The organism is Algoriphagus aquaeductus (genome assembly GCF_003253485.1).
GTDB lineage: Bacteria > Bacteroidota > Bacteroidia > Cytophagales > Cyclobacteriaceae > Algoriphagus > Algoriphagus aquaeductus.
The window spans coordinates 338,697-358,775 of record NZ_QKTX01000003.1 but is presented as its reverse complement, the minus strand read 5'-3'; the positions used below and the strand labels follow the sequence as shown (position 1 = coordinate 358,775).

General features: G+C 45.1%; 21 protein-coding genes. 7 read left to right on the top strand and 14 right to left on the bottom strand.

Annotated features, from left to right (window positions below):
- Positions 1-136: 136 nt before the first annotated feature.
- The 8 genes from aroF to CLV31_RS05940 form a co-directional block, all read right to left on the bottom strand.
- The gene (gene aroF, locus CLV31_RS05975; RefSeq protein ID WP_111391973.1) at positions 137-1,156 is read right to left on the bottom strand and encodes a 3-deoxy-7-phosphoheptulonate synthase; all 1,020 of its coding nucleotides are present in this window, start codon (positions 1,154-1,156) and stop codon (positions 137-139) included.
- A gap of 80 nt (positions 1,157-1,236) precedes the next feature.
- The gene (gene trpA / locus CLV31_RS05970; RefSeq protein ID WP_111391972.1) at positions 1,237-2,010 is read right to left on the bottom strand and encodes a tryptophan synthase subunit alpha; all 774 of its coding nucleotides are present in this window, start codon (positions 2,008-2,010) and stop codon (positions 1,237-1,239) included.
- 179 nt (positions 2,011-2,189) lie between these two features.
- The gene (trpB, locus tag CLV31_RS05965) at positions 2,190-3,368 is read right to left on the bottom strand and encodes a tryptophan synthase subunit beta (protein ID WP_111391971.1); all 1,179 of its coding nucleotides are present in this window, start codon (positions 3,366-3,368) and stop codon (positions 2,190-2,192) included.
- A gap of 21 nt (positions 3,369-3,389) precedes the next feature.
- Positions 3,390-4,031, bottom strand: a complete 642-nt coding sequence (locus tag CLV31_RS05960; RefSeq protein WP_111391970.1) for a phosphoribosylanthranilate isomerase — start codon at positions 4,029-4,031, stop codon at positions 3,390-3,392.
- Positions 4,031-4,846, bottom strand: a complete 816-nt coding sequence (gene trpC, locus CLV31_RS05955) for an indole-3-glycerol phosphate synthase TrpC (protein ID WP_111391969.1) — start codon at positions 4,844-4,846, stop codon at positions 4,031-4,033. The genes CLV31_RS05960 and trpC overlap by 1 nt, the downstream gene beginning before the upstream one ends.
- 9 nt (positions 4,847-4,855) lie before the next feature.
- Positions 4,856-5,866, bottom strand: coding sequence for an anthranilate phosphoribosyltransferase (gene trpD, locus CLV31_RS05950; protein WP_111391968.1), 1,011 nt, complete (start codon positions 5,864-5,866; stop codon positions 4,856-4,858).
- 31 nt (positions 5,867-5,897) lie between these two features.
- Positions 5,898-6,464: an anthranilate synthase component II gene (locus tag CLV31_RS05945; protein ID WP_111391967.1), complete on the bottom strand. Its 567-nt coding sequence runs from the start codon at positions 6,462-6,464 to the stop codon at positions 5,898-5,900.
- Between the two features lie 12 nt (positions 6,465-6,476).
- Positions 6,477-7,889, bottom strand: coding sequence for an anthranilate synthase component I family protein (locus CLV31_RS05940; RefSeq protein ID WP_111391966.1), 1,413 nt, complete (start codon positions 7,887-7,889; stop codon positions 6,477-6,479).
- A 329-nt stretch (positions 7,890-8,218) separates the two neighbouring features.
- On the opposite strand from CLV31_RS05940, the gene CLV31_RS05935 reads away from it, so the two are divergent.
- The 7 genes from CLV31_RS05935 (at position 8,219) to CLV31_RS05905 (ending at position 14,295) form a co-directional block, all read left to right on the top strand.
- Positions 8,219-8,776: a hypothetical protein gene (locus CLV31_RS05935; protein ID WP_111391965.1), complete on the top strand. Its 558-nt coding sequence runs from the start codon at positions 8,219-8,221 to the stop codon at positions 8,774-8,776.
- Positions 8,777-8,800: 24 nt separating this feature from the next.
- The gene (locus CLV31_RS05930; RefSeq protein ID WP_111391964.1) at positions 8,801-9,028 is read left to right on the top strand and encodes a hypothetical protein; all 228 of its coding nucleotides are present in this window, start codon (positions 8,801-8,803) and stop codon (positions 9,026-9,028) included.
- Positions 9,029-9,101: 73 nt separating this feature from the next.
- Complete coding sequence (locus CLV31_RS05925) at positions 9,102-9,317, top strand: DUF2683 family protein (RefSeq protein ID WP_111391963.1); 216 nt, start codon at positions 9,102-9,104, stop codon at positions 9,315-9,317.
- Positions 9,314-9,637 carry a type II toxin-antitoxin system RelE/ParE family toxin gene (locus CLV31_RS05920; RefSeq protein WP_111391962.1) on the top strand — a complete coding sequence of 108 codons (324 nt, stop codon included), beginning with the start codon at positions 9,314-9,316 and terminating at the stop codon, positions 9,635-9,637. The genes CLV31_RS05925 and CLV31_RS05920 overlap by 4 nt, the downstream gene beginning before the upstream one ends.
- Before the next feature lie 425 nt (positions 9,638-10,062).
- On the top strand, positions 10,063-13,029 hold the full coding sequence (locus tag CLV31_RS05915) for a DNA polymerase III subunit alpha (protein ID WP_111391961.1): 2,967 nt from the start codon (positions 10,063-10,065) through the stop codon (positions 13,027-13,029).
- A 325-nt stretch (positions 13,030-13,354) separates the two neighbouring features.
- Positions 13,355-13,816: a type II RES/Xre toxin-antitoxin system antitoxin gene (gene parS / locus CLV31_RS05910; RefSeq protein WP_111392037.1), complete on the top strand. Its 462-nt coding sequence runs from the start codon at positions 13,355-13,357 to the stop codon at positions 13,814-13,816.
- Between the two features lie 5 nt (positions 13,817-13,821).
- Entirely contained in the window at positions 13,822-14,295 is a 474-nt protein-coding gene (locus tag CLV31_RS05905; protein ID WP_111391960.1) for an RES family NAD+ phosphorylase, read from the top strand.
- A 7-nt stretch (positions 14,296-14,302) separates the two neighbouring features.
- On the opposite strand, the gene CLV31_RS05900 is transcribed toward CLV31_RS05905, so the two are convergent.
- From CLV31_RS05900 to CLV31_RS05875, 6 genes are all read right to left on the bottom strand, one after another.
- Positions 14,303-15,730 carry a membrane dipeptidase gene (locus CLV31_RS05900; protein WP_111391959.1) on the bottom strand — a complete coding sequence of 476 codons (1,428 nt, stop codon included), beginning with the start codon at positions 15,728-15,730 and terminating at the stop codon, positions 14,303-14,305.
- A 148-nt stretch (positions 15,731-15,878) separates the two neighbouring features.
- On the bottom strand, positions 15,879-16,550 hold the full coding sequence (locus tag CLV31_RS05895) for a 3-keto-disaccharide hydrolase (protein ID WP_111391958.1): 672 nt from the start codon (positions 16,548-16,550) through the stop codon (positions 15,879-15,881).
- Between the two features lie 49 nt (positions 16,551-16,599).
- Complete coding sequence (locus CLV31_RS05890) at positions 16,600-16,845, bottom strand: acyl carrier protein (protein ID WP_111391957.1); 246 nt, start codon at positions 16,843-16,845, stop codon at positions 16,600-16,602.
- A 364-nt stretch (positions 16,846-17,209) separates the two neighbouring features.
- Complete coding sequence (locus CLV31_RS05885) at positions 17,210-18,247, bottom strand: hypothetical protein (protein WP_111391956.1); 1,038 nt, start codon at positions 18,245-18,247, stop codon at positions 17,210-17,212.
- Between the two features lie 147 nt (positions 18,248-18,394).
- The gene (locus tag CLV31_RS05880; protein WP_111391955.1) at positions 18,395-18,793 is read right to left on the bottom strand and encodes a group III truncated hemoglobin; all 399 of its coding nucleotides are present in this window, start codon (positions 18,791-18,793) and stop codon (positions 18,395-18,397) included.
- Entirely contained in the window at positions 18,790-20,031 is a 1,242-nt protein-coding gene (locus CLV31_RS05875; RefSeq protein ID WP_111391954.1) for an alkaline phosphatase family protein, read from the bottom strand. Before CLV31_RS05875 ends, CLV31_RS05880 begins: the two co-directional genes overlap by 4 nt.
- Positions 20,032-20,079 lie beyond the last annotated feature (48 nt).

Sequence of the window (20,079 nt, the reverse complement as noted above, 5' to 3'; positions counted from 1 at the left end):
TTTTTTGTTGACCTGCTTCTCTAGGAGCTGGACGTTGAAAACAAAAAATGCTGCTTTTGGAAAAGCAGCATAACAGCGGGAACTTGTTGTCCTGCTTCTCCAGAAGCAGGATAGTTATTCAAACCTGTATCGTTTTTTACAACAGCTCGAACGTTTTCCTTTTCGCAAAAATCTCTCTGATCCAAGCGGCGAGTCTCGCACTTTGGGCAAAGTCCAGGGTTTGCTGTCCATCAGAGTAAGCTTTCTCAGGAACTTCATGCGACTCATAGATGATCCCATCCGCACCGGCCATGACTCCTGCCAAGGCCATCTGCGGCACATAGGCTCGAATCCCAATCCCGTGTGAAGGATCAACGATTACCGGCAAGTGAGATTTGGCTTTTAAGATCGGAATGGCGTTGAGGTCAAGCGTATTTCTGGAGGCGCGCTCGTAAGTTCGGATACCTCGTTCGCAAAGGATCAGTTTTTCATTTCCACCGGAGAATACATACTCCGCAGATTGCAGAAGTTCCTCGATCGTACCGGAAATCCCACGCTTGATCATCACGGCTTTGTCCACTTTGCCGAGTTCGTCAAGCAAATTGAAGTTTTGGGAGTTTCTCGCACCAACTTGGTAAATGTCGACGTAAGGGTACATTTCCTCGATTTGGGAAGTCTGCATCACTTCGGTGACGATCTTCACACCGGCTTCGGATGCGATGGAATGCCACAATTTCAGACCATCGATGCCCATCCCTCGGAAAGCATAAGGGGAAGTTCGAGGCTTGAACACCCCACCACGCATCATGGTGATACCGTTTTCCACGCAGTGATTGACCACTTTGCGGATCTGCTCTTCGGACTCAATGGAGCATGGGCCGGTAATGATGGCCATTTCCCCATCCTTGATAAAAACCCCATCGCCTAGATCAACTGAAGTCGGCTTCGCTTTCCACTTTTTGGACACGAGCTTATATTCGTCCGAGACGATGTGGATGTCCTGAATGCCGTCCATCTGACCGATGCGGCGGATGTCAAATTCATTTTTGCCGATACCGATGATGTAATCGCCAAGTTGGGTTTTAACCTCGGTGGTTTTATAACCGCTCTCATTGACTTTGGAGATCAGTTTTTCTTTTTGGGAATCGGTGATATCGGGTTGAAGTTGGATAATCATGGGGAAGTACGATTTTTGATTTACGCCATTGTGAGTAGTGTTGAAACTTTTCCAAAGTTTGAAACTTTGGAAAAGCTCATTTAACTAATCACAGACTGAATGTATTCTTGAATGTCTTTACTCAGGTTTTGAGAATTTTTTACTGTTTTGATAAATGCCGAACCGATAATCGCTCCATTACTGTATTTAGAAGCGGTAGTGAAGGTCTGTGCATCGGAAATACCAAAGCCGATTAGTCGGGGATTTTTGAGGTTCATGGCTTTCACCCGCTCGAAATAGGCAATCTGCTCTTCTGAAATATCCGCCTTGGCTCCCGTAATCGAATGGGAAGACACCATGTAGATAAACCCGTCGGTATTTTCATCGATTTCCCGAATACGCTTTTCGGAAGTCTGTGGAGAGATCAAAAAGGTATTGACCAAGCCGTAGGAGTCAAACAGGCTTTTGTACTCATCCAAGTATTGCTGCATCGGCAAGTCAGGAACAATAAGTCCGTCCACTCCGACTTCCTTGCACTTTTTGCAAAACTCCTCCATCCCAAACTGCATGATCGGATTCAGATATCCCATCAAAACTACCGGAAGGTGGACTTTGGCACGGAAACCTTTAAGTTGATCAAAGAGCTTCTTCATGCTCATGCCATTTTCCAGAGCGATCATATTGCTGTCTTGGATCGTGGGACCGTCGGCAATCGGATCGGAATACGGAATCCCGATTTCGATAATGTCTGCACCTCCCGCCTCGATGGCTTCCATGACCGGAATGGTATCTTCCAGCTTGGGAAATCCCGCCGTAAAGTAGATCGAGAGCACCCGATCCTGTTTGGTATTGAATAAGTAGTGAATTCTATTCATCAGTGTAATGGCTATTTTTTGCGTAGGTATTGAAAAGTACGATTTACGAATTACGATTTATGAGATGATGAGTGGAGTAGAGCAATTAACCAAATTCAAACCTCTATTGGATTTAAGGATTGAGGTCCATATCCATGTCGTAAATCTGAAATCCGAAATCTGAAATCCGAAATCCGAAATCAATATCCTCCCCACTTGATATACGTTTCCAAATCCTTATCTCCTCTGCCGGAAAGGTTGATCACGAGCACGTCGTCTTTTCGGTATTCGATCATGTTGAGGGCATGGATGGCGTGGGCAGTCTCAATAGCCGGGATGATTCCTTCGGTTCGACTGAGTAGAATTCCGGCTTTCATGGCATCTTCATCTTCCACAGCTACAAACTCCGCTCTTCCGATGTCAAACAAGTGCGCGTGAACAGGCCCAATTCCAGGATAGTCTAGGCCTGCCGAAATGGAATGCGGCTCCACCACTTGTCCGTCTTCGGTCTGCATCAAGATGGTCTTCGAACCATGCAAAATCCCAGGAGTACCGAGCGCGGTTGTTGCCGCTGACTTCCCGGAATACACGCCCAGTCCAGCAGCTTCGGCTGCGATCAGGCGAACTTCAGGGGTATTGTAGTAATGGTAAAAAGCTCCTGCGGCATTCGATCCACCACCGACACAGGCGATGACGGCATCGGGATTTTCACGTCCTTCTTTTTGCTTCAGCTGCCACTTCATTTCTTCTGAAATCACAGATTGGAACCGTGCCACCATCTCCGGATAAGGATGAGGACCTACGACCGAACCGATGATGTAATGCGTTCCGACAGGATCATTGATCCAGGCACGCATGGCTTCGTTGGTCGCGTCTTTGAGGGTTTTGGAACCTGAAGTTGCCGGAACCACTTTGGCTCCGAGGATTCGCATCCGCTCTACATTGGGACGCTGACGCTGAATATCCAACTCGCCCATGTACACCGTGCAGTCCATGCCCATCAAGGCGCAGACGGTAGCCGTAGCCACTCCGTGCTGACCGGCACCGGTTTCGGCGATGATTCGCTTTTTGCCCAGTCTTTTGGCCAAAAGGATTTGCCCTACTGTATTATTGACTTTATGCGCGCCGGTGTGGCAGAGGTCTTCCCGCTTGAGGTAGATTTTAGCGCCATATTTTTCCGAAAGACGATTGGCGAAATAGAGCGGTGTCGGACGACCCACAAAGTCCCTCAACAAGGTCTGAAACTCCTGCTGGAACTCCGGACTTGCCACAATCGCCTCGTAGTTATCCCTCAGCTCCTCAATATTCGGATGGAGCATTTCGGGGATATACGCCCCGCCAAACTTTCCGTAAAATCCCTTTTCATCTACACGTATCATCGGTTACTAGTTATAAGGTGGTTAGTTATTCGTGCCTGATTGAATCAAGCGACTTTTGAAATTCTTCAATTTTTCAATGTTTTTCACTCCGGGAGCATCTTCAAATTTGGAATTGAGATCGACGCCTTTGAGTTGGGGGATTTGCTGTCGCAAAGCCAAGACTTCCTCAGCACTTTCTCCATCCAATCCTCCACTCAGCAGAAAGCCTTTGTCAAAGGGATAAGTTTCCAAAACTTTCCAGTCAAAGCGCTTTCCCGAACCTCCATGGGCCGCTGTAGCGGTATCGAAAAGAAACTTGCTCACAAATGGCAGGTAGCCTTCCAGACTTTTCCAATCGATCTCGGTTCCTACTGAAACTACTTTCCAGAGTTCGGCCTCGGTTTTTTCAGCAAGACTTTTCACAAAATCAGGCGACTCGCTTCCATGTAGCTGAATGGCAGAAAGCCCAAATTGATCTACTTTTCTCAGGATTTCCGCTTCACTTGCATTGACAAAAACCCCAACTTTTTTCACTGGCTGTCCCTTCAATTCAGCAGCCTGTTCATCTGGGACATAGCGAGGCGACTTGGGATAAAAGATCAATCCCATCCAATCCGGATTCACTTCCGAAATCAAACTTCGGATATTCTCCGGTTCCCGCATGCCACAGACTTTGAGTTCCATCAGGCTTTGGTGAATTCGGTTTCTAGCAGCATTCGAAATTCCTTAATGAAATTGTAAGCAGCCTGCTCCGGACGGCTGGATTTCATGAAGTTTTCCCCGATCAAGAATCCGTCAAAACCCGCTTTTTTCAACTGAATCAAGGTAGCTGGATCAGAAATCCCGCTTTCGGAAACCTTCATAAAATTGGACGGAATCCGATCAACCAAGGCAAGAGAAGTATCAATGGACACCTCAAAGGTCTTCAGATTCCGATTGTTCACCCCAACCAGATCCAACCCATCACAAAGGCTGCGGTCCAGTTCTTCTGCATCATGCACTTCCATCAGCACTTCGAGGCCCAAGCTCTTGGCGAAATAGGCCAATGACTTGAGTTTTTCCGGTTCCAAAGCTGCTGCAATCAGCAAAATGCAATCCGCCCCGATGGATTTGGCTTCTAAGATTTGGTATTCATCCACGACAAAGTCCTTTCGAAGAATGGGGCAGAAATTGAATTTTCGGGCGATTTTGAGATCCTCATTGGTACCGCCGAAGTATTCCTTGTCGGTCAATATTGACAAAGCCGAAGCGCCAGCCTGCATATAGCCGATACTAACCTGCTCCACAGAGGCAGAACCATTGATCCAGCCTTTGGAAGGAGACTTTCGCTTGAATTCTGCAATGATGCCGGACTTGTCAGGATGAGTAACGTACTTTTTCATGGACACGGTAGGACCTGAGAAAAAAGTACTTTTCTCCAGCAACTTGACAGGAACCAAGCTTTTTTTCTCCTCGACTTCTTTGAATTTGTCCGCGATGATTTTTTCTAAAATATTCATAATCAATGATTAGGCTAATGAAATGGTAGTTAGGGGATTGACGAGACCATTGAACACCTTGAGGGCTTTGCCGCTTAGTAAAACCTCCTCGGCTTCGAGGGCGGCATCTGAGAAGCTCAATCCTTCACGGGCTGTAACCAAAGCCGCTGCTGCATTGGCAATAACCACTTCGTTTTGGGCTTTTTCACCTTTTCCGCGAAGGACATTTTCGAAGATCTTAGCCGATTCTTCCACGGTATCTCCACCTTTGATGCTTTCTGCTGTGAGTTTGGAAAGGCCGATATTTTCTGGATTGTAAAGCTTTTCTCCCGAGTTGGAAATCATTTTAAAAGGACCCGTAAGCGAAATCTCGTCGTATCCATCCAAGGAATGTAGAATGGAAAATTTCCCTTCGGTCTCCTGATACAAATAGCCATATAAACGCGCCAGTTCAAGGCTAAAAACCCCAACCAATTGTTTTTTTGGAAAGCTTGGGTTTACCATCGGGCCTAGCATATTGAAGAAAGTTTTCACCCCAAGCTCTTTTCGGATCGGAGCCACATTTTTCATGGCAGGGTGAAAAAGCGGAGCATGCAAAAAGCAAAGTCCGACTTCATCCAGAGAACGTCGGATTTCTCCGATGTCGTTAGTAAACTGGTAACCGAAATACTGGAGCAGGTTAGAGGAACCGCAGATGGAAGACACTCCTGTATTGCCATGTTTGGCAACATTTTGACCTGCCCCTGCAACGATAAAGGAAGAAAGTGTAGAAATATTAAACGTATCCTTGCCATCACCGCCTGTACCACAAAGGTCCATAGCATCGTATTCGTCGATTTCCACGGGAATACATAACTCAAGCATGGCCTCACGGAAACCCCGCAATTCCTCCACCGTGATACTTCGCATCAAGTAAACCGTCATGAATGCGGCTATTTGGCTCGTATTGTATCCTCCTGTTGCAATATTTTTGAGCACTTCGCGAGCCTGATCTTGCGATAGGGTCTGATGTGCGATCAATTGGTTTAAAATCTCTTTCATGTTAAGGCTAGTGGTGGGGTGAACTTCAAATTTAAGATTCTAACCAGTTTTGCATGATTTTGACTCCATTTTCGGTCAAAATACTTTCGGGGTGAAATTGAACTCCACGGACATCAAACTGTTTGTGGCGCACCGCCATAATCTGATGATCAGGCGTCCTTCCTATGACTTCCAAATCCGGAGAAAGCGTCGATTCATCGATCACCCAAGAGTGGTAACGACCGATTTTGAAGGTTTTCGGAATGTCTCTGAATAACAAATCATCCTGCACCGTCACCTCAGAGGCTACTCCATGAAGCACCTCAGACAGATTGATCAGGCTTCCGCCAAATGCTTCCCCGATCGCCTGATGTCCCAGACATACCCCAAGAATCGACTTGGTGGCGGCATATTTCTTCAACAACTCCGGCATAATCCCAGCTTCGGAAGGAACACCCGGACCGGGAGAAAGGAGAATCTTGTCGTAGTTGGCGACATCTTCCAAGTTGATTTTATCATTTCGGAAGACATCCATCTGCGCTCCATAACCCAACTGCCGGACGATATAGACCAAGTTGTAGGTGAAGGAGTCGTAATTATCTAATACCAATATTCGCATGGTTCAATAGGTTTAAATTTGTTCAGCAGCCCGTAAAGCCACTCTCAGCGCCTCCAGCTTATTCGCCACTTCCTGTAATTCAGAAGGAATGGATGATTTAGCTACCACTCCTGCTCCAGCTTGGAATCTCAGGTGATTATTTTCGGAGACAAAAGATCGGATCAAGATGGCGTGGTTAAAATCTCCATTGAACCCCAAGTAGCCGATCGCTCCGCCGTAGAATTGGCGGCTGACATTTTCGAGTTCGTCGATCAGTTCCATCGCCCGGTATTTCGGAGCACCGGAAAGGGTACCCGCCGGAAAAGTATCCGCAACGAGTTGAAGCGGATTCGCGCCTTGAGCAAGCTGGCCGGTCACTTTAGAAACCAGGTGAATCACGTGGGAGTAATATTGAATTTCTTTGAAAACATCTACTTCAACCAAGTCAGAGGATCGGGAAAGGTCATTTCTGGCCAAATCCACCAGCATCACATGCTCTGAATTTTCCTTGGGATCATCAAAGAGCTTCTTGGCCAATTCCGCATCCTCAATGTCATTGCCTGTTCTTCGGAAAGTACCCGCAATCGGAAAAATGGTCGCTTTACGATTTTTGACCACAATCTGTGCCTCGGGCGAACTGCCAAAGACTTTGAAAGAACCATAGTCGAAATAGAACAGATAGGGTGAAGGATTAACTGAACGGAGTGCACGATAGACGTTGAATTCATCGCCTTTAAACTCAGTGGAAAAGCGTCTCGAAAGCACAATCTGAAATACATCTCCTCGGAAGCAATGCTCGCGGCCTTGGTTGAGAATCTTCAAAAACTCCTCATCGGTGTAATTGGAAACTTCCTCGCCCACGGTTTTGAAGGAATAAGCCGGGATGTTCTTATTGTTAAGAAGCGTTTCGATCTCAGCAATGTATTCGGCATTGTTTGCTCCTGCCACTCGGTGTTCAAAGAGGTGCAATTCGTTTTTGTAATGATCCACTACGATGATGTTTTGATACATCGCATAGTGCATCATAGGGATCTCATTGGGCGAAGTTTTGCTCAGTTTGATATCCTCAAACCAGCCCACCGTATCGTACTGAATGTATCCAAAAAGCCCGTTGGTACTGAACTTAAACTTGTCCGGAGTCGGATCAAATTTATTCCCAAAAGCCCGCAGACAGTCCATCAGACGCTTTTGTGCTGTGACTTCGTAGACTAGTTCTTTGCCATCGGGAAGCTTCTCGGTGACCTGCCCGGCATTGAAGTCAAAAGTCGCCAAAGGATTGAAACAGATGTAGGAATAGCTGTTTTCCTGTCCGTGATAGTCAGAAGACTCCAGCAAAATCGGATTGGCAAATCGGTCCCGGATCTGCAGGTAAATGCTCACCGGCGTGATGGTATCAGCCAGTCGCTTACGGTACGTAGTGAGAATCGGATACTTGACGTGGTTCATCAGGGATTATTTTTTGGCATAAAAAAAGGCTTACCGGGAAATCCAGTAAGCCTTCTGTGATATGTGCTGCGCAAAATTTAGGCAACGGCTTTCTGAGCTTTCCCTTGGAAAGTTGAAGAATGCCACCACCAGTATTTGTTTGCGATTGTTTTCATAATAGGTGAGCAAATTTAGAAAGGGATTGGAAAAGACAAAGCATCATTTCGGATTTTTCAAAAAAAATAATTTTTATCTGCCATTTTGATAAATGAATGGGTCGAATTTGCTTTCAAAGCAACTGAACCTCAACCAAATGATTTCGTTAAGGCTAACAACTAACAGCCACTCCCATGAAAACCCGTTCTATTTTTCTGCTTTTCGGACTGATGATCCTCTCCTTCCAAGTCAAGTCTCAATCAGCCGCGTCCTGGGAAGTCCCGATGATTGAGGTGAAATACCAGGAATCCGGAGGTGAAAACACGCTGTTGAAAATCGATCCCGGATTTCAATATGCAGATCTTCATTACGATGGGCGTGTTTTCCGCATGTTCTACAATAATGCCAATGGAATTCTAAAAAACGCAAGAATTGTTGACCAAGACTCCAAACTGCAAGTGGCAAGAGGAAAAGGAAGTTACTTTTGGGGAAATGCCCGATTTGAATTTGTGGGAGGAGAAGTTTTCAAATTGAAACGAACACGAAATCGGAATGGGCTTGAGATCATCGGACCTTTTGGGCCTGTTTTCATTGTAGAGAATTTCGGGATTAATCCCGTGAAGCCCCTAAATGAACAAGATTTTCTTGCCCACACCTTTTTTGTATTCGATCAGATAAAAGCTACCCAAAAGCCACCTGCTGATGTGATCTACTACGCAGCACCTGTCACCTCTTTCAATAACAGGAAATGATTGATTAGCTTCGCATAAAAAAGTATGGCCAAAGCAATTTCACAGTATTTCAAGCGGGTATTTGACGATTATCAAGTTTTGGTCATGGTAAACCCGACAGATTTCACCGGGATCGAACTGATTGTCCATCCGGATGGAAAGATCGAAAAAACGGAGATTCAGGCCGATGAAGAGATTTTTGAGGATTTGGCCGCTGATGAGTTCCAGCCTTGCAGCCCATTGGAGTTTCAACTGACACTGGCGAAGGCCTAAAAGTTTTCTCTTAAAAATTTTTTGCTCAATTTAAATTTTGACTACCTGTTGATTAAAAATTTATATTTAATCCATGGAAACGATCTTGATAGAAACAAAAGACAAAGAAGAGTCCAATACTGTTAAAGCTATTCTCCAGGCTCTTAAAGTGAAATTTACCACTTCAGAAACTGATGAGGAGTCGATCAAAATTGCCAAAAGTGTGGCTCAAGGCTATAAGGAAATGTTGGATGCCAAAGCTGGTAAATTAAAAGCAAGGGATATTAAAGACGTACTCAGTGAACTATGACCTATCAGGTCAAAACATTGCCAGAATTTGACAAAGAGCTCAAAAAGCTTGTCAAAAAATATCCTTCGCTCAAAGTTGACATTTTAAAACTTGCTGAAAGCCTATCAGCGGCCCCAACTCAAGGCACTCCCATTTTTAAAAATTGCTATAAAATCAGGCTAGCGATTAAAAGTAAGGGCAGAGGAAAATCAGGTGGAGCAAGAGTGATTACCAGTTTTGTAATCCATGAAGACAGCGTCTTTCTCCTATCGATTTATGATAAATCAGAAAAAGAAAATGTTACTGATGCCTACATCAAAGCACTGCTTGATTCTATCTGATCTTTTTTGATTGAATTCAATTTTCTGCACGAGTACCCCCCACCCTCTTTCCTGACATTTTCCTCCAAAAATCAGTCAATCCCTTGACTTGATTCCAATCCTATTGTTTAATTTATAAACATTAAAATGTTGAAATTATTAACATTTTAATGCCCGCTAACAGCTTTTCCAAAGTTCGAAACTTTGGAAAAGCTTAGCTCCTCTGGATTTGCAATCCGAAAGCTAAAATCCGATCAAGTCCAGCGTCTGGATATCTGCTCCTCGGGATTTGGAATCCCGAGGTCCTATCGTAGGATTTGTAATCCGACACAAACTATCTCACGACCACAGGGAGCGTATTTCGCGAAGCGTATCTCACGGAGTATATCTCGAAACCTTTGAGGTTTCCAAAAACCTCGAAGGTTCTACCCAATCAAAAATCGAACATGTTTATCAACTGCCATTCTCACTTCAGCTTCAAATACGGGACGATGTCTATGGAAGCGCTGATCGCTGAGGCGAAAGGCAAACGACTCGACTCCCTTGCCCTGACCGACATCAACTGCACGGCCGGTGTGTTTCCCTTTATGCGTGCTGCACAAAAAGCAGGCATCCATCCCGTAATCGGCATCGACTTCCGCAACGGGGTACAGCAGCAATACATCGGCCTGGCGCAGAATCAGGAGGGTTTTTTCGAACTCAATAAACACCTTTCCGAGCATCTGACCCGCAAGCGGGAATTTAAGTCCAAGGCCCCGGCTTTTGAAAACAGCTTTGTGATCTATCCCTTTTCGGAGAAGGCCTTTCCCCTGCGGGAAAATGAATACGTCGGGGTGCATCCCGCACAACTCAACAAAGTACTGAACTCACCTTGGTATCGACGAAAGGAAAAACTCGTACTCCTGCAGCCGGCTACTTTCAGCTCCAAACTCGAGTTCAACGCCCATCGACTTTTGCGCAGCATGGATCTGAACACCTTGCTAAGCAAGCTTCCCGCATCGGAACAGGCTGATCCTACGGATCAATTCTACTCCTACGCCGACCTCATTGCCCGCTGCGAAAACCACAGCTACCTCCTCGTCAATGCCCAAAAACTCCTCGAGCAATGCCAGTTTTCCTTTTACTTCCAAGCGGTGAAAAACCGACGGGACATCTTGGGCTCAGACTGGGAAGACTTTGACTTTCTCCGACAAGAGACCTTCAAAGGTGCCCTCAATCGCTACCCGAATTTTTCTCCAAAAATCTCCGAACGGATCGACAAGGAACTCGAACTCATCCGGCAAAAGGGCTTTGTCTCCTATTTCCTGATCAACTATGATATCGTGACTTTTGCGCAGCACCGCAACTTCTATCACGTCGGTCGGGGCTCCGGTGCCAACAGCATTGTGGCCTACTGCTTGGGCATCACGGACGTGGATCCGATCGAGCTGGATTTGTATTTTGAGCGCTTTATCAACCTGTATCGGGAAAATCCCCCCGATTTCGACATCGACTTCAGCTGGACGGATCGGGATGAGGTGACAGATTACATTTTCCGCAAATACAACGGAAAGCAAGAAGAACATGTAGCCCTGCTGGGATCTTACAGTACTTTTCAATACAATTCCATGCTGCGGGAGCTGGGCAAGGTCTTTGGCCTGCCCAAGACCGACATCGAATCGCTCATCCATCATGCCGATAAGGAAGGCTACGAACCCGATCAATTTGGCAAGTTGATTATCAAATACTCGAAGGTGCTGCACGACATGCCTTCGCATCTGACGATTCACGCCTGTGGGATATTGATCTCACATAAGCCGATCCACTACTACACGGCGACTGATATGCCTCCGAAGGGGTTTCCGCTCGCGCATATCGACATGCACACAGCGGAAGATATCGGATTGCACAAGTTTGACATCCTGAGTCAGCGGGGGCTCGGCCACATCAAGTCGGCTCTGGAGATCATCTACCAAAACCAAGGTATCCAAGTGGATATTCGGGAAGTGGAAAAGTTCAAAACGGATCCCAAAATCAAAGAACACCTCCGCACCGGACACACCATTGGTGCCTTTTACGTGGAGTCGCCCGCCATGCGCATGCTGCTTGCCAAAATGAAGGCAGACACCTATTTGGAACTCGTCGCCGCCAGCTCCATCATCCGCCCGGGTGTAGCCCGATCGGGAATGATGCGGGAATACATCCTGCGACACATCAGTGAAGACCGCCGAAATCAAGCACATCCTGTCATGAAAGACATCATGCCTGAGACCTACGGCATCATGGTTTATCAGGAGGATGTGATTAAGGTAGCGCACTACTTTGCCGGACTGAGTTTGGGCGAAGCGGACGTACTGCGCAGAGGAATGAGCGGAAAATCCCGCTCCAAGGATGAATTCCAGCGAGTGAAGGACCAATTTTTCGAAAACTGCAAAAAGCTGGGCCGGGAGGAAAAAGTCGCAGCTGAGGTCTGGCATCAGATCGAGAGCTTTGCGGGGTATTCCTTCGCCAAAGGACACTCGGCCTCCTTCGCCGTGGAAAGCTATCAAAGCCTGTACCTCAAGGCCTATTTTCCACTGGAGTTTATGGTCGGCGTGATCAACAACTTCGGGGGATTTTACCACACCGAATTCTATGTACACGAGCTCCGGATGAACGGGGCAGACATCCAGGCTCCACATCTGAACGAGAGCGAATACCTGACCCGAATCACAGGAAAAACTGTCTTCCTCGGCTTTATCCACATGAAATACCTGGAAAAAGCAACCGTCGAAAAACTGCTTTCGGAGCGGAGAGCAAATGGGCCATTTCTGGGTTTGGCGGACTTTGTAGCCCGCGTGGAGATCGGACTGGAGCAGCTGCTGATTCTGATCCGGATGACCTGCTTTCGGTTTACCGGCAAAACTAAGCAGGAACTGCTGTGGGAGGCGCATTTTCTTCAGAACAAGCGAAAGGCTGTCGTGAGCACGAATGAGCTTTTTCGCTCAGCCACGACAGAGATCAGCTTTGGCAAAAAACCTCCACAAGTCCCCGAACTGGACGAAACCGACATTCGACAGGACATCCTCGATCAAATCGATATTTTGGAGTTTCCGCTTGACTCCCCTTTTTACCTGGTCAAGGACCAAAGCGTCCGAGGCATCAAAGCACGGGAAATGACTCAGTACCTAGGGAAACAAGTGATGATCTTAGGCTATCTGGTCACTGTAAAATACACCCGTACAGTGAAAGGCGATGTAATGAACTTCGGGACCTTTCTGGATCGGGACGGAGACTGGATCGACACGGTACACTTCCCGCCTGTGGTGAAAAAATATCCCTTCAAAGGCCGGGCAATCTACCGCATCGAGGGGAAAGTCGTGGAAGAGTTCGGCTTCTACTCGATCGAAGTGGACAAGCTGGAGCGGATGGCGTATTGGAATGCCGCGGATTGAGTTTTTTTGCCACCAAGAACACGAAGAATAAAGGAGAGGACTCAAAGGTTTTTGAACAGAGAGTCGTTCAAGAAAAAGAGGGCGCTCACAAAGGGTTTCTTACTTGTAGCCTGTAAGCCACATAGAAAAAGATTTTCAAGGCCAAAAACTATGTGTTTCTATGAATCTCCTAGATGGTTTAAAAAAGTTGTCCTATTTCTCCAGAGGCAGACGGCTTAAGAAAAAGTCCTTTCCCCATGCATAAACATGAACAAAAAAATTGAGGGATAAAGATAAAAAAGGGACAAATTACGTTATATTAAAAGACAAATTACCGAAAATCATCATGGCTAAAAAGACCTTAAAAGTAAGCGAGCCCGTAGCAGCCCTTTATCAAAAAGCCAAAATGAGTGTGGAAGACATTCTCTGCCTAGATTTGGCGGACTTGGATGAGCCGCTATCACGCCTGGAAACCTTTCGCAGTGGCCTAAACAAAAGTTCCTTCGAGAGTTTTAAAGCACTATCAGGTCTTGACTATGAGACCCTGGCGGATGCTTTGGGTGTCTCCGCCAAGACACTTCAGCGCAAGGAAGTGTTTGACACCGGACAGTCAGAGAAGCTTTACGAGTTGGCAGAGCTGTATGCCATGGGAATTAATTATTTTGGAAGGGAAGGATTCAGACGATGGATGGAAAGGCCGCTTTTTTCTCTCGGTAATCGCGTTCCACTGGATTTGATCGACGTATCTGAAGGAATATCCCTCCTCAAGACCGAAATCATGAGAATGCAGCATGGAGTTGCCATTTAAGTTACATGAAGGTCTATGGACTGGCCCTGACCCAATATTGCGATCTGAGTGGCGAAGGCGACAAAATCTACGGAGGCAGATGGAACCTCCAAGGCTATCCTGCCATCTATGCCGGAGCGAGCATTTCTGCTTCTTTGCTGGAAAGGTTAACCATTGACACGGAGTTGCTTTCATCTGAGCGCTATTTACGCTACTCTGTCATGGAGTTCAGCATTCCTGATCCCCTGATTTATTTCCCAAAAAAAGAAGAATTACCCCAAGACTGGAATCAAATACCTGCTGTTCGCAGCTCGATGGAATTTGGAACAAACTTGCTAAAGTCCGGTATCCTCTGCTTTGCGGTACCCTCGGTAGTGGATGTGAGTTCGATGAATTTCGTCATCAATCCTCTTTCCGTAGACTTCCAATCAGTAACCTTCATTGTTTACCCTCTTGAACTGGATAAGCGAATTATACGAGGAAAAGAAAAACGGCAATAGACGGCCCCTAATCTGCATAAGACATTAAAGTTGTTTTTTCCTTAAAATTCCGCTCCAAAAAACGAAGGGTATTTTCGATCAAAAACTTGCTTAAGACTTCCTTTGGTTCTGCAAATTTATTTGTCAACATCTTCAATGAGTTGGGACTATCTAGGTACGCTTCGATTTCCTTCAGCAGGCATGCGGCCATGGAGGGAAAATCTTCCGAAGTCCAAATCTCATCCAAAGGATTGATGGTTCCATCAAAATCAGATCCTATTCCGATATGATCCCAAGCCGGAAGCCCCTCCCGGTCAAGCAATTCTGCGATATGCCGTAGGTGTGCCCAAATTATCCGACATGAATGTGTGAGCCGTGCCCGGCCACTTGACAACAATGGCTTTCGAATTACTTTAGAAATTCCCAGCCGATTGGCGTCCAACTGCAAGGCAAAGAATCCCCCCGACCGAACCACCTCCAGAATGTCTTCATCGTAAAAATTAATTTCATTCGGACAAAAAATGGCTCTCCCGGTTTTCTTTGTCACATTCCAGCTACCACCTGTCACAGCCCCATGACTGACTATCAAGGGACTCATCCCTTCAGATCTCCGTTTATTCCATTCATACAATTGCTTTCTCGAATTGAGACTCATATGCTTTAGATCAAGAAGGATCGGGCGACCATTTTTATCATTGAGCAATGAATCCACGACATCCCAGCCTAATGGGGTAAATCCTTCCTGGCATTGGTGACTTTGGTTGACAAGAGGACCGAGTTTCTCTAGGCTTGGAGCATGCCCACAAAAATCATTTCCAAAGTTGTGTCCGAAAGTGATAAAAAAGGGAGGGTGTTTCCATTTTTTGAGCTCCATGATATTGTTCATTACCTCTACTGCACAAGTTGGCCTTCCATATTCCCCTAAGCCGGAATTAAAAACATGACTCCCCTCTATGGTCGGAATAACTCCAAGAATATTCTTGTCATCAAGTATTTGCCTTATCCCAACCCAGTCCTCCACTATCTTCCACCGGTAGTCTCGCCCCGAAATTTTTCTTTCTTTATCCGCAGATAAAACAAACTCATATTCCGCCTTCAGTTCTTCAAAATAGTTATCCTGTTTTTGAAGATGCCTGATTCTTCGGTAACCAATTCCAGTAATCAGATCTGCGAAAAATGCAGTCTTGGGACCACAGTATTGCTTGTTTACAAAAAAACCCTTCTCGAATGGATATAACGATACAAAAGCAATTTTCACCCCAGCCAAATTCATGGAAGAAAATGTGGATTGATACATTCTGGTCAGGCCAAAAAGTCTGTTTAGCAGCTTGGAAACAGCGCTGGGTTTCTTATATCTCCACAGATCACTTTTATCACTGACAGTCGAATCAAACGTATGGCCGAATGTCTTCAAGTTGGGATGGACATGCCAGTCGGCAAAGGCGTATTTTTCCATGATCTTTTTGTTTCCAAAAAGTTAGAAATCCCTCTCTTCAGATGGCAGGCATAAAAAAAATCAGTTCTAGCTCATTTCTGCATTATTCACCAAAAATCATCACTGTGAAAATAGGATAGACAAAAAATGCCAAAAAACCCCAGGTAGATCAGTCAATAGGTGTTAAAGTCAGGGACTTGAACTCCACTTCCGCGCCTTCTGCCTGTAGGGCGATTTGTCCTTTTTGGGCTGTGGCCCCATAACCATCATTGACCAAATCTCCATTGACCCATACGGTAATTCGGTTGCCCTCACATTTGATCTTCATTCGATTCCATTCTCCGAGCGGTTTTTCGGAATCATCGGTCAGATTGACAATTCTCCTTTCTTTTCCTTCTGTGACACCCCAATTCTCTTTCGGCCCACGTCTTTTCTCCATATCATCCACTTGGATATCTTCCTGAATACACCAAAAATCTCCCGCATTGCTGTGCATCATCTGTACTTCGATTGATTTTGGAAACATGCCATATAAGGCTCTTGGTGAAGATGCGTGTACCAATACTCCACAGTTACCGGGTTTGTCAGCAAAACGGTATTCGAATTCCAGAACATAGTTTTCATAGCTTTTCTCAGAAATCAAATGTCCTCCGGGAGTTCCCAAACTCACCAATAGCCCATCTCTGATGACAAATGGTTTTCTTAGACTACTGTCTTTTTCCAGGTCTGGAACATCCATGTACCATCCTTGGAGAGTCTTTCCATCAAAAAGTTGAATTTGAGCAGTAGACTGAGAAGTCGTGAAAAGTACAGCAAAAACTATAAGGACAAGTCTGATCATGGAACATAGCACAGGGTGGATGAGCAAAATAGCCTTTTTCTGTAAATGATCAAGCTAATGCTTTGCTCTTAAATGCCATAATCACATCCAAGGGCGATTGAATCAGACTGTTTTCCTCATCTTCCAACAATACTCCAAGTCTACTTTCCAGTTCAAATAAAATCCCTTCCACATAGAATCGGTCGACTGGAATTTCCGAATAAAATTGCTTGAACTTTCTTTTGCCGGTAATCGGTATCCCAAACTCCTGGAACACTGAAATGAGAATTTTAGTCTTTTTGAGATGATTTTTCATAAAAAGGAAATTTTTTAAGAATTACGAGATTTGTATTCACCTTAGACTGTGAGATTAGAAAGAGATAAAAAAAATCAGCATAAAAAACGTGGAGAAAAAGAGTAAACTCTTCCTCTATTAGGTAAGTATCTGAAAAGCAATGTGTCTAAAAAATCACCCTTATGATCGATTTTGAATTTTAGAATCAGTTAAGGATCTGAAGGTAATGCCATAAAAAAAAAGCCTCTGAAATTTATCTCAGAAGACTTTTTACATTTTAGTGTGTTTCTTTAATAGGAGCACATCTCACTCGGAAAATTGGCAGTTCTGTCTATTTACCCATGAACTGCGCCCCCATTTTAGTAAATTCTGCAAAAACCTAATTTTAGAAGGAATACGTGCCATCCAGTTTTCTGCATGAGTCTACCACTTTCAACTGAAATAATTTGTCGTTTTTCAGGATATCATAGAACTCCTTGACAAAAGCTCTGGCTGCCTTGGCATCGGTATCTGAAAAATACCCTTTGGTGTCTTCGATCGTCTGAAAAATTGCAGGCTCCTTCTCTAAAAATTCCGCTCTTACTACCTCAAAAATGCTTTTATCCCTACAAAACCCACGATACATCCTGTCAGTGACCCGCTCAATTCCCACTGCTGAATTGACTTGAGCATAGGGTGGATTGACCAATCCGGTCATGTCAAAATCATAGGCCAAAGGGATAATTGTTTTTTCACCGATGACCATTACTTTTTGATTGTGCTGATACAATCCTGACCAATCTGTATTCCCGATCATGAGTTGAAACAGATCGTGACGAACCGTCGCATAGTCCTCCATGATGTTTGGTGGGATTTTCTTATTGACAATTTCCCCTTTGAACCGCTTAGCCACTTCATCATCATCCTCGATCAATATACCCAAAAGGGTTACCGGTTCGGCTTTTTTATCATCCAAATTGGTCAACTCTACCTTCACAAGTCTGGTCTCGAAAGTGTATTCAGTCACCTGCTCGAATAATTGATAGGCCAAGTACTCTTTCCCAAGAAAATTATCAGCCGTTTTTGATTTACTACAGGGCAGGACAAGCTTCAGATTGCGATTCCCTTGAAAAATGGTTCCTTTCGCATCGTCTTTTTTCAGCTTGATTCTCATCGGGGGATAGAAACAATTTTGGAGTCTAAAATTACCTCGGGTTCTTACTTCAAAAGGATACGTTTCCCAGGACCCCGGTGCGGACTCTACCGCAATTTCAGTATCCATATAGGTGGAATCGTTGGTTTTGGCTTTGAGTTCTTTGATCGAAAAACTCATTTTCATGGAAATGGGAACATTCGAATCAAACAACTTTTCTCTCTCCTGTCCCAACGCTGTTCCAAATCCGAGAAAAATAAACACAATCGAAAATAGGGTTGAAATCCTCATAGTAGTCTGGGTTAAATTCGTGCGGCATTCTAACCATGTAACAATAGCCGATGACTAAATCACGATCTTTTGCCTTGATGTTTATTTTCAAAAATATCGGAATAATCTTTCAAAATTCCGCCTTTTCATACTTTCCAAACAAATAATCTATCCTTTAGGCCTGGCTTCCCAAATCCGCATAAAAAGCATATGAGCCATTCTTCGGGCATGTTCCTTGGCATAGTCTGCATTTTCCCCCTCGAAATACCGATCTACTGTACCAAACCAGAGTTCGAGCCAGTTGCCAAAATGAACTTGATCGATCTGATGACTGATTGCCGCATCGACTTCTCTATGAACTTTAGTCGGGTTGAATTTTCCCCTACCCGGACCGGTCTGCAGGAGAATCATCTCCCAAAAATCGGAAAGGTGCACCAAATGATGATCCCAATCCTCCACGATTTGATTGAAAATCGGCCCAAGCAAATCGTGCTTTCTCACTTGGTCATAAAATCTTCTGACCAGAAAATCAACTTCCCTCCGGGACTGAATGGGTATGCGGTTCATTTCAGGATGGGTTGGAGTACTTCTACATTTCCATCAATATCCGAAGGAATGGGCAACCCAAGAATTTTGCAAATCAACGGATACACATGGATATTTTCAAAAGATTCGATGGTTAAACCTTCCTTGATCTGAGGCCCATTAGCATAGAAAATCGCATGCATCTCTTGAGCCTGCGGATCAAATCCATGCTCGCCTCGTGCACTTGTTCCGTCAATTCGCATTCGCCTTGCTACCGTTTCCAGATAGTTTTGGTCATTTGCCAAATAATAGCCCGGATCAGCTAATATGATCAAATCTCCGATCCTCTCACCGAAGGAATTGATGTCTTTATAATACTCCAAGTCCGAAGGATCAACGATTTTGAAGTTCCCCTTTTTTGTCTTCAGGCTTTCCAGGACCGATTTTTTTTCAGAGGGGTTTTTCAGATAAATATGCGCCAACGCGCCGCTATTCACGATGCGGGCGTCAATCCCCTCGACTAGCTGATCCAAGAGCATCCGCCTTTCCAAAGTGACGTCGATCATCCCATGGTCAGAAACCAAAATGATGGTCACATTCAAATCTAAGCTTTTGACGCCTTCAAAAAGAGCCCCAAGCTCAGCATCCAATTTCTTCAATCGCTTTCCAATCTGCTCCTCATTGCTCGGGCCATATCGATGCCCGATATCATCCATATCTGAAAAATACATGGTGATCATTCTAGGGCGAATCGAGTCTGGCAATTGTAGCCATTCAAATGCCTTAGAAATCCTTGTAAGATTATTCACCTGACCATCATAATCATAATAATAACTAGGACGAACTCCCTGAATGGCAGCCTCTGAACCCACGAAAAAATAACTGGCTGACTTTATTCCGTTTTGCTCAGCCAACACCCAGAGGGGCGTTCCACCATACCAAGACCCATCAGTGACCAGTTCACGCTTGCCGATCGCATACACTTGATCTTTTTTGGGATCATAAAACGTATTATCCACTATTCCATGTCGGTCAGGGCGCATCCCCGTGGCAAGGGTGTAGTGATTGGGGAAGGTTTTGGATGGGAAGGAGGAAATCATGGATTTGGCACGAGTTCCCTCTTCAATAAAATTGGAAATATTATCGGGCTGAAACCGCTCTACGTAATCGTACCTGAATCCGTCAAGTGAAATCAGGATCACCGTCGGCTCCTTGGATTGTGAAAAGGTCTGAACCGAGGATAGCAGAAAGCCAAAAGTCAAAACAAGAAATAAACGCATGCGGGATTTTTTTCTCAAAATTACCCCACAAGGGCTTATCTATCCAAC